Raw genomic sequence first — 14829 nt, 5'->3', positions numbered from 1 at the left:
TAATGATGGCAGAGAGGTCACACCCGTTCCCATACCGAACACGGAAGTTAAGCTCTCTAGCGCCGATGGTAGTTGGGACCTTGTCCCTGTGAGAGTAGGACGTTGCCAGGCTAATATTATTCCGCAGTAGCTCAGTGGTAGAGCTATCGGCTGTTAACCGATCGGTCGTAGGTTCGAGTCCTACCTGCGGAGCCATTATGCTTCCATAGCTCAGCTGGTAGAGCACTTCCATGGTAAGGAAGAGGTCACCGGTTCAAGCCCGGTTGGAAGCTTGGGAATAGGTTTAAAACTTTTTTGGCCCGTTGGTCAAGTGGTTAAGACACCGCCCTTTCACGGCGGTAACACGGGTTCGAATCCCGTACGGGTCACCACTTTTGGAGGATTAGCTCAGCTGGGAGAGCACCTGCCTTACAAGCAGGGGGTCGGCGGTTCGATCCCGTCATCCTCCACCATATATATTTTAAATGTCGGAGGGGTAGCGAAGTGGCTAAACGCGGCGGACTGTAAATCCGCTCCTTCGGGTTCGGCAGTTCGAATCTGCCCCCCTCCACCATTTTCTTTAAAATAACCTGAGAGGGTTTATTTTTTTGAAAAGATAACCATACTAGTAAATATTAATGGGCTATAGCCAAGCGGTAAGGCAACGGACTTTGACTCCGTCATGCGCTGGTTCGAATCCAGCTAGCCCAGCCATTTACGAGCCATTAGCTCAGTTGGTAGAGCATCTGACTTTTAATCAGAGGGTCGAAGGTTCGAGTCCTTCATGGCTCACCATTTTCGCGGAAGTAGTTCAGTGGTAGAATACAACCTTGCCAAGGTTGGGGTCGCGGGTTCGAATCCCGTCTTCCGCTTAATTACTAAGGGGCCTTAGCTCAGCTGGGAGAGCGCCTGCCTTGCACGCAGGAGGTCAGCGGTTCGATCCCGCTAGGCTCCATCTAATAGAGAAAGCTTACATCATATGATGTAAGCTTTTTTTGTGTTTGAAAAGACAACTTTCATACTTGTCATTTAAAATGGAGAAAACGTGAAAATAAAGGGTGGGGGATAATTATGAAAGTTATTATTGCATCTGATTCATATAAAGAAAGCTTAAAAGCTATAGAAGTATGTGAGGCCATTGAAAGAGGCTTTGGAGCAATTTTCCCTAAAGCAGAGTATGTAAAAATACCAATTGGAGATGGAGGGGAAGGAACGGTTGATTCCCTTGTTGATGCCATAAGCGGGAGGATTATATCATTTCATGTGACAGGACCACTTAGAGAGAGTATACAAGCTTTTTACGGTATGTCTAAAGATAAAAAGACAGCGTTTATTGAAATGGCAGCAGCATCAGGCTTACAACATGTTCCGGCTAAAAAACGAAACCCACTTATTACGACGACGAAAGGAACAGGAGAACTTATACTACATGCGCTAGACGAAGGAGCTGAGCATATCATTTTAGGACTTGGAGGAAGTGCTACAAATGATGGAGGAGCGGGTATGTTGTCAGCTTTAGGAGTCAAGTTCATAAATGGAAAAGGAGAAGTAATAGAGCCATCTGGTGGAACGTTACATTCGATTGTCTCTATTGATTTTTCACAAATGGATTCCCGTTTAAAGCATATAAAGATAGAAGCAGCATGTGATGTAGATAATCCGTTAGTTGGAATAAGAGGAGCATCTTTCGTATTTGGGCGACAAAAGGGTGCGGATGAAGAGATGATGAAAGAGCTGGATGAGAATTTAAAGCATTATGCGCATATCCTTAAACAATACCTATCTTGCGACATATCTAAAATACCTGGTGCAGGAGCTGCGGGAGGTATGGGAGCAGCTGTTATTGCAGTGCTAAAGGGAAGCTTGCGGAGAGGAATTGAAATTGTATTAGATTATACAAATTTTGATAAGCATATAGAAGGTGCAGATTTAATTATAACTGGCGAAGGGAGAATAGATGAACAAACAGCATATGGAAAGGCCCCAGTAGGTGTTGCGGAGCGTGCAAAGCATTTTCATATTCCTGTCATTGCTATTGGGGGATCGGTATCTCCGAATTATTCGGCTGTTCATGAAAAAGGAATTGATGCAGTATTTAGTATTACAACAAGTCCGATGACATTAGAGGAGGCATATAAAGTAGCAGAAGAGAATATCGAAATGACAGCAAAGAATATTGCAGCAGTGTGGAAAATAGCATCAGAAAAACACTTCTAAATGCGGGAGTGTTTTTTATTATTATCTAATAATAATGATGGTAGTTGTTTCATTAAGTTAACTTTATACATAGAATAGTCTTAACATTTGGATTTTGAAGCGGATATAAGTGAATAATTTGTATATCCATACAGAAAAATGTCGAGTTGAGTCAGACTATATAAAAGATTTAAAATATTTAGTGAAGGCACAGAAGGGGGATACTATCTATGAAAAAAGAAATCTCAGTTATTGGAGTTCCAATGGATTTAGGGCAGATGCGTCGTGGCGTTGATATGGGACCGAGCGCAATCCGTTATGCAGGGGTAATTGAAAGAATTGAAGAAATTGGATATGACGTTAAAGATATGGGAGATATATGTATAGAGAGAGAAAAAGAGATAGATGAAAATACAAAATTAAGAAACCTTACACAAGTTGCAACTGTATGTAATGAATTAGCAAGTAAGGTGGATCATATTATAGAAGAAGGTCGTTTTCCACTTGTATTAGGTGGCGATCATAGTATTGCTATCGGTACATTAGCTGGTGTGGCGAAACATTATAAAAACCTAGGTGTTATTTGGTACGATGCACATGGCGATTTAAATACAGAAGAAACTTCACCATCTGGGAATATTCACGGTATGTCACTTGCAGCAAGTTTAGGTTATGGACATTCTTCACTTGTAGATTTATACGGAGCATATCCAAAGGTGAAAAAAGAGAATGTTGTAATTATCGGTGCGCGTGCATTAGATGAAGGAGAAAAAGATTTCATTCGTAATGAAGGTATTAAAGTGTTCTCAATGCATGAAATTGATCGTATGGGGATGACGGCCGTTATGGAAGAAACAATCGCATATTTATCTCATACCGATGGTGTACACTTATCATTAGATTTAGATGGTCTTGATCCTCATGATGCACCAGGAGTTGGAACACCTGTAATTGGTGGCTTATCTTATCGTGAAAGTCATTTAGCAATGGAAATGTTAGCGGAAGCTGATATTGTTACATCTGCGGAATTTGTTGAGGTAAATACGATTTTAGATGAGCGAAATAGAACGGCAACAACAGCGGTTGCTTTAATGGGTTCTTTATTCGGTGAAAAACTAAAATAAATGTAAGAAAAGCAACTGAGAAGTTGCTTTTTTTATTTGAAAATAGGCGTATAATAATGATTTATATTATACTGTACGATAAGAATGTTTGACATCTTACCAATTTAGGCTAAAGGGGGTTGTTTGTAATTGTCGTTTGTTTCATGTATGGTATAATTAACTAGTTGTTGGAAATACATACAGATAGAGCATAAAACAATATTTCAATATATGGATAGAATTGCTCGTAAGTAGGAGGAAGGGTTAGCATGCCTTTTGAAGATACGACCATTTTGAAATATCTTAGTACGGCATTAGATATTGCCGTTGTATGGTTTATTATATATAAGCTAATTCTCATAATCCGAGGGACGAAAGCTGTTCAACTTTTAAAAGGGATTACAGTTATTATTCTCGTTCGGATGATCAGTATTTTTCTTGAATTGCGAACGCTATATTGGCTAACTGAACAAGTATTAACGTGGGGATTTTTAGCCGTTATTATTATTTTCCAGCCAGAATTGCGAAGAGCGCTTGAGCAGCTAGGACGCGGGAGTTTATTTTCGCGTACTGGAACTCACGAGGATGATGAGCCTGAAATGGTTGCAACAGCGATAGCGAAAGCAACGGAATATATGGGGAAACGTAGAATTGGTGCATTAATTACCTTGTCAAAAGAGACCGGTATGGGTGATTATGTAGAAACGGGTATTCCGCTAAATGCAAACGTATCATCGGAATTACTCATTAATATTTTCATTCCAAACACACCTCTTCACGATGGAGCAGTAATTATGCAAGGAAGTACCATTAAAGCAGCAGCTTGCTATCTTCCGTTATCGGAAAGTCCATTTATTTCTAAAGAGTTAGGAACTAGGCATCGCGCTGCAATGGGAGTTAGTGAAGTTACTGATAGTATTACAGTAGTTGTGTCGGAAGAAACAGGCCAAATTTCTTTAACGAAAAATGGTAAGTTGCATCGTGATTTGAAGACAGAACAACTGAAAGATATGTTGTTATCTGAATTTAGTGCGAATGAAAAAACGACTTCTTCGTCTTTATGGAATTGGAGGAGAAAGCGTCATGGATAAGTTAATGGAGAATCATTGGTTTTTAAAGGGGATCTCATTACTATTGGCGTGTATGCTTTTTATGTCAGCGACTTTAACTGAAAAAAATACGACATCGGGGATACTACCTTTTGCAAATGATGCGAAAGAAACATTAACTAATTATGCTATTAACGTTAAGTATGATGAAGAGAAATATATTGTAAGTGGTATTCCGGCAGAGGGCGTTAAGGTGAAGTTAGAGGGTCCAAAAGCAGCAGTTGCTACGGCAAAAGCGAAAAAACAATTTGATATACCAGTTGATTTGAGAGATAGCGAAAAAGGAACGTATGAAGTTTCTTTGAAAACGAACGGACTTCCAGATGATGTGAAAGGAACAGTTCAGCCATCAACAATTAAAATTACTCTTCATGAAAAAGCGAGAAAATATGTTCATGTAGACTTGAAATTATCAAATGAGGATCAGATGGCAGCGGGTGCTACTCTCGAAAAATCAAACATTAAACCTGATACGGTTGAGGTAGTTGGGACGAAAGAAGAAATTGAAAGTATTTCATCTGCTAAGGCGTATATTGATTTAAAAGGTGTTAATAAAACTGTTACGAAAACAGCCGAAGTTACATTATACAATAAAGAAGGAAAACGTTTAAATGTAAGAACAAGTCCATCTAAAATTAGTGTAACGTTGAATGTGGCGACGCAAGCTACGGCCAATAATACTGAAAAAACTGTTCCTATAGCATATACGAAAAAGGGGAGTTTACCGGAAGGATTGGCCGTTACAAATATTAGCGTTGAGCCGAGAGAAGTAACGATAGCAGGTCCAAAAGATATATTGGATAATATACAATCGATAGAGGGGGTCGAAGTAGATCTTAGTCAATTGACAGAGTCTACAACATTCGATACCTCTGTTTTATTACCAAAGGGTGTAACAAGTGCGAAACCAAATCAAGTGAAGGTTTCAGTAGGCGTACAAAAAACAAAACAAACGAAAACAAGAACGATTGATGGTATTTCAATTCAAAAAAATGGACTTTCTAAAGACGTTACGGCCCAGTTACTTTCGCCGCAAGATGGGAAGATAAGCGTTGATATTTCAGGAGAAACAAGTATAGTAGATAAAATAACAGCTGCTCAAATAACAGCAGTGATTAATCTACAAAATGTGTCTCCTGGGACGAAGGATGTTGCTATTCAAGTGAGTGGCCCTGGTAATATTTCAATAGAGCCAAAACAAAAAAGTGCTAAAGTTACAATTGTGAAGAAAGAAAATCCCGATAAAGAAGTACAGGGTAACGGTGAGCAACCAAATTCAAATAATAATAAAGATAATCAAACTGAAAAACCAAAAAATCCTGAACCTGAACCTAAGCCTGATCCAGAAAAGGAAAAGGAGAAGGAATCGGAACAAAATGAAGATAAAGAAACTAGCCAAGAGCCAACAGTAGATAATCAAAAAGAGCCAGAAAAAGGAGCGAATCATAATGGGTAAATATTTTGGTACAGATGGAGTACGCGGGGTTGCGAATAAGGAGTTAACACCTGAATTAGCGTTCAAAATTGGACGTTTTGGTGGTTATGTATTAACAAAAGATACAGACCGTCCAAAAGTAATTATCGGCCGTGATACACGTATATCAGGACATATGTTAGAAGGAGCTTTAGTAGCAGGTCTATTATCAACTGGAGCAGAAGTAATGCGTCTTGGTGTTATTTCTACACCGGGTGTTGCTTATTTAACAAAAGCATTAGATGCACAAGCAGGTGTTATGATTTCTGCATCTCATAATCCAGTACAAGATAACGGAATTAAATTCTTCGGTTCAGATGGTTTTAAATTAACAGATGAGCAAGAAGCAGAAATCGAAGCTTTATTAGACAAAGAAGTTGATGAATTACCACGTCCAACAGGTACGAACCTTGGACAAGTGAGTGATTATTTTGAAGGTGGACAAAAGTATTTACAATACATTAAACAAACTGTAGAGGAAGATTTCTCAGGTTTACATATCGCTTTAGATTGTGCGCATGGTGCTACGTCTTCTTTAGCTCCGTACTTATTTGCTGATTTAGAAGCTGATATTTCAACAATGGGAACTTCACCAAACGGTATGAACATTAACGATGGAGTAGGTTCTACGCATCCAGAAGTATTAGCTGAATTAGTAAAAGAAAAAGGTGCTGATATTGGTCTTGCTTTCGATGGTGATGGTGACCGTTTAATCGCTGTAGATGAAAAAGGAAACATTGTTGATGGCGATCAAATTATGTTTATTTGTGCAAAGTACATGAAAGAAACTGGTCAACTAAAGCATAATACAGTTGTTTCAACAGTTATGAGTAACTTAGGTTTCTACAAAGCACTTGAAGCTAACGGTATTACAAGTGATAAAACAGCAGTTGGTGACCGCTACGTAATGGAAGAAATGAAGCGCGGAGGTTACAACTTAGGTGGAGAACAATCAGGCCATATTATCTTACTTGATTACATTACAACTGGTGATGGAATGTTAAGTGCACTTCAACTTGTAAACATTATGAAAATGACGAAAAAACCATTATCTGAGCTTGCAGGAGAAATGACAAAATTCCCGCAATTGCTAGTAAACGTTCGTGTAACAGATAAAAAACTAGCACTAGAAAACGAAAAAATTAAAGAAATTATTCGTGTTGTAGAGGAAGAAATGAACGGTGATGGCCGCATTCTTGTTCGTCCATCTGGAACAGAACCACTTATTCGTGTAATGGCAGAAGCACCAACACAAGAAGTTTGTGATGCATATGTACATCGCATTGTAGAAGTTGTGAAAGCGGAAGTTGGCGCTGAATAATTTAATAAATTTATTGAAAAGGAGCACAATAAGTGCTCCTTTTTCATATGTTTTATAGATGGTGAAAAAATTTTCATTGACGGTTTATCCATGTTTGTTATAAGATGGTCTTGTTCTTTTTCTCAAAGGAAATATTGTAAATTATAGAAGCGCCAGAACTACAAGTAGTGTAGTTGACGAGGTGGGGTTTATCGAGATTTCGGCGGATGGCTCCCGGTTGTTCATCACAACCGCAAGCTTTTACTTAAATCATTAAGGTGACTTAGTGGACAAAGGTGAAAGTGTGATGAGAGAAAAGGAACGGATACAAACTAGCTGTATAAGTATATACGGACTTAAACCCAATCGAGAGGAAGGTGAAAGTCGTTACAAGCTTACAGGGCTAGCAATATGTAATCCGTTTTTTAGTATAAATAAAAATGGTATCGGACTATGTCGTTACATGTTCGCAGAGCAGTGTAAGCATTTGTAACGGCGACTAAACATGTGTGGAATCGTAGGATTTATTGGAGAGCAAGATGCAAAGGAAATTTTATTAAAAGGTTTAGAAAAGCTAGAATATCGTGGATATGATTCAGCAGGTATTGCAGTACAAGCAGAGAACGGTGTTGTTGTATACAAAGAAAAAGGCCGTATTGCAAAACTTCGCGAAATCGTAGATGAGAATGTAGCAACAAGCGTGGGGATCGGTCACACACGCTGGGCTACACATGGTGTTCCGAGCAAAGTAAACGCGCATCCGCATCAAAGTACATCAAAGCGTTTTACACTAGTTCATAACGGTGTAATTGAAAACTATGAGTTAGTGAAGAAGGAATATTTACAAGATGTAACGTTCGTAAGTGAAACGGATACAGAGGTTATCGTACAGCTTATGGAACAACAAGTGAGCACAGGACTAAGTGTAGAAGAAGCGTTCCGTAATACGCTATCTCTTTTACATGGCTCTTATGCAATCGGATTACTTGATGCTGAAAATCCAAACATGATTTATGTTGCTAAAAACAAAAGCCCGCTATTAGTAGGTGTTGGTGACAACTTTAATGTTGTGGCGAGCGACGCTATGGCGATGTTACAAGTTACAGATCAATTTATTGAATTAATGGATAAAGAAATTGTAATTGTAACGAAAGAAAGTATTACAATTAAAAACTTACAAGGTGAAACGATTGAACGTGCACCGTTTACAGCGGAATTAGACGCAAGTGATATTGAAAAAGGAACATACCCTCATTTCATGCTTAAAGAAATCGATGAGCAACCACTTGTTATCCGTAATATAATTCAAAAGTACCAAGATGAAAATGGCGAGATTGAATTAGATCAAGACATCCGCAATGCGATTTTAGATAGCGATCGTATTTACATCATTGCATGTGGAACAAGTTATCATGCAGGTCTTGTTGGAAAACAATTTATCGAGAAGTTTGCAAAAATGCCAGTTGAAGTGCATGTAGCAAGTGAATTCTCTTATAACATGCCATTATTAACAGAAAGACCATTCTTCATTTACATTTCACAAAGTGGTGAAACAGCTGATAGCCGTGCAGTACTTGTACAAACAAATGAAATGGGTCATAAAGCATTAACAATTACAAACGTACCTGGTTCTACACTTTCTCGTGAAGCGGATTATACACTTCCGTTATACGCGGGACCAGAAATCGCCGTTGCATCAACGAAAGCTTACACAGCACAGCTTGCAGTACTTTCAATTTTAGCTGCGGATATTGCTAAAGCAAAAGGTGAAGTTCTTGATTTCGATTTAACACACGAATTAGGACTTGTAGCAAATGCAATGGTACAACTTTGTGATCAAAAAGAAGAAATGGACGCATTAGCAAAACAATTTTTAGCAACAACTCGTAACTGTTTCTTCATCGGACGTAGCGTAGACTTCTACGTAGGATTAGAAGGAGCGTTAAAGCTAAAAGAAATCTCTTACATCCAAGCAGAAGGATTTGCTGGAGGAGAATTAAAACACGGTACAATCGCCTTAATCGAAAACGGTACACCAGTTATCGCACTTGCTACACAAGAACACGTAAACCTTGGAATTCGTGGTAACGTGAAAGAAGTAGTAGCACGAGGAGCTAACCCATGTATCATCTCAATGAAAGGCTTAGAAATGGAAGGTGACAGCTTCGTATTACCAGCTGTACACGAAGCACTAGCACCGCTAGTAGCAGTTATTCCATTACAACTTATCTCATACTACGCAGCACTTCACCGCGAGTGTGACGTTGATAAGCCACGTAACTTAGCTAAGTCTGTTACGGTTGAGTAGGAGATTAGTAGGTTAGTAAATATAGTGTAGTTTTGAAATAAAGTTAAGACGTTTATAAAAAAGGTGCGATGCTTTATCTCTTTAATCAAAGAATTGTAAATAAGCTATGATCAAACTTTTTTATAAAACATAAACATAAACCTGTTGGATAAGAAACCATTTTGATTAGACTTTTTCAAAATGGTTTCTTTTTATTCATCATAGAATACGGTTTAACACAATATTTTTAATCAAACTTTATTTTAAAGCCACACATTGCTTTTTCTTATGGTGAATTTGTTTCTTAGTTATTTCCTGCATTTTATATCATTCACCAATCATGTAATGTTAAGGGAGATGACAAAAGAAAGGAAGAATGTACAAATGAGTATAGTAAAAAACGGAACATTGCAAGTAGTTGGAGCAAGCATCTATTATGAGGTACGTGGTTCGGGTCCAATTCTTCTTTTAATTCATGGTGGGGGTGGTGATGCCGACAAGTTCCATAATATCGCCGACCATCTTGCTAAATGGTATACCGTTGTTACTTACGATCGTCGTGGTCATTCCCGTAGCAATCTCGTCAATAAAAATGAGGATTACCATGTGCACACGCATAGCGAAGATGCTCATCGGTTGCTAGCTAATCTGACCAAAGAACCGGCTTATGTATTCGGAAGTAGTTCTGGTGCTGTTATCGGACTTGATTTGTGCATACGTCATCCTGAGCAGGTACAGTTACTAATTCCACACGAACCGGTTTTATTACAACTTTTATCTGAAAATGAGTTGAAGCAGGCTATAAATTTCATGGAAGACCTTAAAGGGAATCATCAAAGTGAGGTCATGAAGTTATTGTCAAATATTGATGATAGTAATTCCGAACCATCGAAGGATATGCTAACAGAGCGACTACTTGGCAATTCGATGTATTTCACTGATTATGAAATCCCGGGAATTCTCAGCTATACTTTAAATATCGATGTATTAAAGTCCCTATTAAAACCTGCATCGATACAGGTATGTCCAGCTGGTGGAAGTATTTCAAGAGAAACTTTTCCTTATCATTGCGCATTCAACTTAGCAGAACACCTCGGAACAGAATTCGCAGAGTTTCCAGGACATCATGTGGGTTATAACACAGTGCATCATAAAGAGTTTGCTGAGAGGTTACATGATGTTATTGAGAATTAATCGGGAAACTATCAATGAGCAGTGTATAAACACAATAGCGCGAATAGATATTCATGGAGTTACAAGACAATACGTAATTTAGGGTTTTGTCTATATGTCTAAATTAATTTCAAAGCATCAGCAGAATATGAACAACTAAAAAAGCAGCTACCTCTCCATTTAAAGGTAGCTGCTTCTTTTTACATAGATTCTATAATTATTTGTCTTTCATGCCACTTGTTTAGTTTTCCATTTCCTAAATCTTCTTTATCACCAATAATAGTTTTGGGGTGACTTGATTTGTGAGCTTAATAATTATGGGCTTTCCTCTAATAGAACCAAAGTAAACAATAAAAGCGCTTGCATAATTAAAAATCCGAGTTATAATACTTGTATACAAGTATACTTGATTAACACGAGGTGGGTTTATGACGAAATCAATGGAATTTCTTTATCCTGAAAAATGGCTTTCAAAAGCTTCTACAGGTGATCGTGTTGCGAGCGAATTGAGAATGCGCATTATTGCAGGTGTAATTGAAAGCGGTACCATATTGTCAGAAAATAAAATAGCTGCCGATTTTTCTGTAAGTCGGTCACCCGTTCGTGAAGCATTAAAATTACTAGCTTCTGAAAATATTATTCGCTTAGAAAGAATGGGCGCAGTTGTCATTGGTTTAACCGAGAAAGAAATCGAAGAAATATATGATGTTCGTTTACTTATAGAAACGTTTATTTTTGAGCGACTTGGAAAGATAGACACAAATGATTTAGTAAGAGAACTAAATAAAATAATGGAAATGATGAAAATCGCCATTAAGTATCATGATTCTGATGAATTTTCTTATCAAGATCTCTTATTCCATGAAACGATTATTCGAACCATTGAGCATTCCTACATCCTGATGATTTGGAATAATTTAAAGCCCGTTATGGAAAGCTTAATCCTTTTATCAATGCGTACTCGTTTCAAGGAAAAGTACGAAGACTTTGAACGGATTATTAAAAATCATGAGCTTTATATAAAAGCAATCGAATCAAAAGATCGAGCCCTCATGATTGAGGCCTTACATCAAAACTTTGATGATGTTCAAGGGAAAGTCGAAGACCTCTGGATGTCACAACAAATGTTATCTAAAGGAGTTGAGCAAGGACATGAGTAGCTATATGTTAGGTATAGATATCGGTACAACAAGTACGAAAGCAGTTTTATTTACTGAAAAAGGCGAAGTCATTCAAACCGAGAATATTGGTTATCCACTTCGCACACCGGATATATCCACAGCGGAACAAGATCCAGAAGAGATTTTCCAAGCTGTTTTACAAGCAATATCAAATATAACGAAACAGCATTCAGATAAAAACCCATCGTTTATTTCATTTAGCAGTGCTATGCATAGTGTCATTGCTATGGATGAAAATGATCAGCCGCTGACACCTTGTATCACTTGGGCAGATAATCGTAGTGAGGCATGGGCACATAAAATCAAAGATGAATTGAATGGCCATGCAGTTTATAGACGAACAGGAACACCTATTCACCCAATGTCACCATTAAGTAAAATTACATGGATTGTGAATGACCATCCGGAAATTGCGATTAGAACGAAAAAATATATTGGAATCAAAGAATATATCTTCAAAAAATTCTTTGATCAATATGTTGTTGATCATTCCATCGCCTCGTGCATGGGTATGATGAACTTAAAAACGCTAGATTGGGATGAGGAAGCTTTAAAAATTGCTGGTATAACATCAGCTCAATTATCTAAACTCGTACCAACCACCAAAATATTCAGCAACTGCAATCCAGATTTAGCCCAAAAGATTGGTATCGATTCCCAAACATCGTTTGTCATTGGTGCCAGTGATGGGGTGCTTTCTAATCTAGGTGTGAATGCAATTCGGAAAGGGGAGATTGCTGTCACAATTGGAACAAGTGGTGCTATTCGGACCATCATTGATAAACCACAAACAGATAAAAAAGGAAGAATATTTTGTTATGCCTTAACAGAAAAGCATTGGGTAATTGGTGGACCAGTAAACAATGGAGGGATGGTCCTTCGCTGGATTCGTGATGAACTTGCTTCATCAGAAGTAGAAACTGCGAAAAGACTAGGAATTGATCCATACGATGTATTAACTAAAATAGCAGAACGCGTGAGACCTGGTGCAGACGGATTATTATTCCATCCGTACCTCGCAGGGGAACGTGCACCATTATGGAATCCAGATGTACGTGGCTCCTTCTTCGGTTTAACGATGTCACATAAGAAGGAACATATGATTCGTGCAGCTTTAGAAGGTGTTATATATAATTTATACACTGTATTTTTAGCATTAACAGAATGTATGGATGGTCCTGTAACTCGTATTCAAGCAACGGGCGGTTTCGCAAGGTCTGACGTTTGGCGACAGATGATGTCCGATATTTTTGCATCTGAAGTCGTTGTTCCAAAGAGCTACGAAAGCTCTTGTCTAGGTGCATGTATATTAGGTCTCTATGCCACAGGAAAAATTGATTCTTTTGAAATCGTTTCCGAAATGGTTGGTAGTACCTACAAACATACACCGAAAGAAGAAGCAACAAAAGAATACAGACAATTACTGCCTATATTTATTAACCTATCAAGGGCACTAGAAGACGATTATACACGCATTGCAAATTATCAAAGAAATTTAATAAAGTAAAATTTTCATCAGTAATCCCCCACGCCTCGCTTCTATCTAAAACACGAGGTGGGGGCCTTACTGCCCACGAATAGCGGGATAAATACAAATACAGCTAAGATTAGGGGGGAACTACGATGCCATTAGTCATTGTAGCAATTGGGATTTTAGCATTACTTTTACTGATTATGCGCTTTAAATTAAACACCTTTATTTCATTAATCATTGTATCAGTCGGGGTTGCTTTAGCACTTGGAATGCCACCAGAAAAGATTTTTAAAACCATTGAAGCGGGATTAGGCGGAACACTTGGGCACTTAGCACTCGTTTTTGGACTTGGTGCGATGTTAGGTAAGTTGCTTTCAGATTCTGGGGGTGCACAACGCATTGCCATGACCCTTGTGAAAAAATTTGGTGAAAAGAACATTCAATGGGCTGTTGTGACTGCCTCATTTATTATAGGGATTGCATTATTTTTTGAAGTAGGATTAGTATTATTAATCCCGATTGTATTTGCAATTTCAAGAGAATTAAAAGTTTCTATCTTATATCTCGGTATTTCGATGGCAGCTGCTTTATCTGTAACACACGGATTTTTACCACCACACCCAGGACCAACTGCTATCGCTGGTGAATTGCATGCAAACATCGGTGAAGTATTACTTTACGGTTTTATGATAGCGGTTCCAACGGTTGTGTTAGCTGGACCTGTATTTACTAAACTTGCAAAAAAACTAGTACCTGAGGCGTTCACAAAAACCGGTAATATACAATCATTAGGTGAGCAGAAAGTATTTAAACTTGAAGAAACTCCTGGTTTTGGAATCAGTGTTTTTACCGCTTTACTGCCTGTTCTTTTAATGGCAGTCGCTACAATTATTACTTTGCTGCAAAAAACAATGGGATTCAAAGATAATAGTTTACTAGCAACGATCGAGTTTATTGGGAATGCGGATACTGCCATGTTGATATCCTTACTAGTTGCGATCTATACAATGGGATTGGCAAGAAATATACCAATCAAAAACGTGATGGAATCTTGTACAACAGCGATCTCGAATATTGGGATGATGCTCTTAATTATTGGTGGAGGCGGCGCTTTCAAACAAGTATTAATTGATGGCGGCGTTGGTAACTATGTAGCCGAATTATTCAAAGGAACTTCCTTATCACCGATCTTGCTCGCATGGATTATCGCTGCCATCTTACGTATTTCATTGGGGTCTGCTACGGTTGCTGCATTAACAACTGTCGGTTTAGTGATTCCGATGTTAGGCCAATCTGATGTTAACCTTGCTTTAGTTGTCCTTGCAACAGGGGCTGGTAGTTTAATTGCTTCACACGTGAACGATGCTGGTTTCTGGATGTTCAAAGAGTACTTTGGTTTAAGCATGAAAGAAACATTTGCAACATGGACTTTACTTGAGACTATCGTTTCTGTAGCCGGATTAGGGTTTACTTTATTATTAAGTTTATTTGTATAGATCTTTCTAAACAGTAAAAGGGATACGGAAGCTGTTTAATGTGATTTTTCATAATTA

The 14829-nt window shown here is 38.2% G+C and carries 11 protein-coding genes, 9 tRNA genes and 1 rRNA gene; all 21 read left to right on the top strand.

What is annotated here, in order from left to right:
• Nucleotides 1-111, top strand: a 5S ribosomal RNA gene (rrf, locus tag ACTFNE_RS25535); the annotation flags it as partial.
• A gap of 9 nt (nt 112-120) precedes the next feature.
• Nucleotides 121-195 (top strand) — tRNA-Asn (locus ACTFNE_RS25530).
• 4 nt (nt 196-199) lie between these two features.
• A tRNA-Thr gene (locus ACTFNE_RS25525) sits at nt 200-272 on the top strand.
• A 24-nt stretch (nt 273-296) separates the two neighbouring features.
• Nucleotides 297-371: transfer RNA gene (locus ACTFNE_RS25520), tRNA-Glu, on the top strand.
• A 5-nt stretch (nt 372-376) separates the two neighbouring features.
• Nucleotides 377-452, top strand: a tRNA-Val gene (locus ACTFNE_RS25515).
• Nucleotides 453-469: 17 nt separating this feature from the next.
• A tRNA-Tyr gene (locus tag ACTFNE_RS25510) sits at nt 470-553 on the top strand.
• A 65-nt stretch (nt 554-618) separates the two neighbouring features.
• Nucleotides 619-693: transfer RNA gene (locus tag ACTFNE_RS25505), tRNA-Gln, on the top strand.
• A gap of 5 nt (nt 694-698) precedes the next feature.
• Nucleotides 699-774: transfer RNA gene (locus ACTFNE_RS25500), tRNA-Lys, on the top strand.
• Nucleotides 775-779: 5 nt separating this feature from the next.
• Nucleotides 780-851: transfer RNA gene (locus tag ACTFNE_RS25495), tRNA-Gly, on the top strand.
• Between the two features lie 10 nt (nt 852-861).
• Nucleotides 862-934, top strand: a tRNA-Ala gene (locus ACTFNE_RS25490).
• Nucleotides 935-1050: 116 nt separating this feature from the next.
• The gene (locus tag ACTFNE_RS25485; RefSeq protein WP_046199605.1) at nt 1051-2196 is read left to right on the top strand and encodes a glycerate kinase; all 1146 of its coding nucleotides are present in this window, start codon (nt 1051-1053) and stop codon (nt 2194-2196) included.
• A gap of 209 nt (nt 2197-2405) precedes the next feature.
• Nucleotides 2406-3299, top strand: coding sequence for an arginase (gene rocF, locus ACTFNE_RS25480; RefSeq protein WP_000711564.1), 894 nt, complete (start codon nt 2406-2408; stop codon nt 3297-3299).
• Nucleotides 3300-3547: 248 nt separating this feature from the next.
• The gene (cdaA, locus tag ACTFNE_RS25475; protein WP_046199604.1) at nt 3548-4369 is read left to right on the top strand and encodes a diadenylate cyclase CdaA; all 822 of its coding nucleotides are present in this window, start codon (nt 3548-3550) and stop codon (nt 4367-4369) included.
• Nucleotides 4362-5843 (top strand): CdaR family protein, encoded by a 1482-nt coding sequence (locus ACTFNE_RS25470; protein ID WP_046199603.1) that lies wholly within the window; start codon nt 4362-4364, stop codon nt 5841-5843. The genes cdaA and ACTFNE_RS25470 overlap by 8 nt, the downstream gene beginning before the upstream one ends.
• Entirely contained in the window at nt 5836-7182 is a 1347-nt protein-coding gene (gene glmM, locus ACTFNE_RS25465) for a phosphoglucosamine mutase (RefSeq protein ID WP_000521474.1), read from the top strand. Before ACTFNE_RS25470 ends, glmM begins: the two co-directional genes overlap by 8 nt.
• Before the next feature lie 286 nt (nt 7183-7468).
• Nucleotides 7469-7654, top strand: coding sequence for a hypothetical protein (locus ACTFNE_RS25460; protein ID WP_001208183.1), 186 nt, complete (start codon nt 7469-7471; stop codon nt 7652-7654).
• 12 nt (nt 7655-7666) lie between these two features.
• Nucleotides 7667-9469 carry a glutamine--fructose-6-phosphate transaminase (isomerizing) gene (gene glmS, locus ACTFNE_RS25455; RefSeq protein WP_046199602.1) on the top strand — a complete coding sequence of 601 codons (1803 nt, stop codon included), beginning with the start codon at nt 7667-7669 and terminating at the stop codon, nt 9467-9469.
• 363 nt (nt 9470-9832) lie between these two features.
• Entirely contained in the window at nt 9833-10642 is an 810-nt protein-coding gene (locus ACTFNE_RS25450; RefSeq protein WP_046199601.1) for an alpha/beta fold hydrolase, read from the top strand.
• A 407-nt stretch (nt 10643-11049) separates the two neighbouring features.
• Entirely contained in the window at nt 11050-11781 is a 732-nt protein-coding gene (gene gntR / locus ACTFNE_RS25445; RefSeq protein WP_000167474.1) for a gluconate operon transcriptional repressor GntR, read from the top strand.
• Nucleotides 11774-13309, top strand: coding sequence for a gluconokinase (gntK, locus tag ACTFNE_RS25440; RefSeq protein ID WP_000100548.1), 1536 nt, complete (start codon nt 11774-11776; stop codon nt 13307-13309). The genes gntR and gntK overlap by 8 nt, the downstream gene beginning before the upstream one ends.
• A 116-nt stretch (nt 13310-13425) precedes the next feature.
• Nucleotides 13426-14772 (top strand): gluconate permease GntP, encoded by a 1347-nt coding sequence (gene gntP, locus ACTFNE_RS25435; RefSeq protein ID WP_001131723.1) that lies wholly within the window; start codon nt 13426-13428, stop codon nt 14770-14772.
• Nucleotides 14773-14829: the final 57 nt, after the last annotated feature.

It is taken from the genome of Bacillus cereus group sp. MYBKT111-2 (assembly GCF_051915205.1).
In the GTDB taxonomy this organism is placed as follows: domain Bacteria; phylum Bacillota; class Bacilli; order Bacillales; family Bacillaceae_G; genus Bacillus_A; species Bacillus_A paranthracis.
The sequence above is the reverse complement of the archived record's forward strand: the minus strand, read 5'-3'. Positions and strand labels throughout refer to the sequence as shown.

What these genes read in the sequence shown, in the direction of transcription:
- gntK (WP_000100548.1), top strand. Translation starts at nt 11,774, where the DNA reads ATGAGTAGCTATATGTTAGGTATAGATATCGGTACAACAAGTACGAAA.
- glmS (WP_046199602.1), top strand. Translation starts at nt 7,667, where the DNA reads ATGTGTGGAATCGTAGGATTTATTGGAGAGCAAGATGCAAAGGAAATT.
- glmM (WP_000521474.1), top strand. Translation starts at nt 5,836, where the DNA reads ATGGGTAAATATTTTGGTACAGATGGAGTACGCGGGGTTGCGAATAAG.
- ACTFNE_RS25460 (WP_001208183.1), top strand. Translation starts at nt 7,469, where the DNA reads ATGAGAGAAAAGGAACGGATACAAACTAGCTGTATAAGTATATACGGA.
- ACTFNE_RS25470 (WP_046199603.1), top strand. Translation starts at nt 4,362, where the DNA reads ATGGATAAGTTAATGGAGAATCATTGGTTTTTAAAGGGGATCTCATTA.
- ACTFNE_RS25485 (WP_046199605.1), top strand. Translation starts at nt 1,051, where the DNA reads ATGAAAGTTATTATTGCATCTGATTCATATAAAGAAAGCTTAAAAGCT.
- cdaA (WP_046199604.1), top strand. Translation starts at nt 3,548, where the DNA reads ATGCCTTTTGAAGATACGACCATTTTGAAATATCTTAGTACGGCATTA.
- rocF (WP_000711564.1), top strand. Translation starts at nt 2,406, where the DNA reads ATGAAAAAAGAAATCTCAGTTATTGGAGTTCCAATGGATTTAGGGCAG.
- gntR (WP_000167474.1), top strand. Translation starts at nt 11,050, where the DNA reads ATGACGAAATCAATGGAATTTCTTTATCCTGAAAAATGGCTTTCAAAA.
- gntP (WP_001131723.1), top strand. Translation starts at nt 13,426, where the DNA reads ATGCCATTAGTCATTGTAGCAATTGGGATTTTAGCATTACTTTTACTG.
- ACTFNE_RS25450 (WP_046199601.1), top strand. Translation starts at nt 9,833, where the DNA reads ATGAGTATAGTAAAAAACGGAACATTGCAAGTAGTTGGAGCAAGCATC.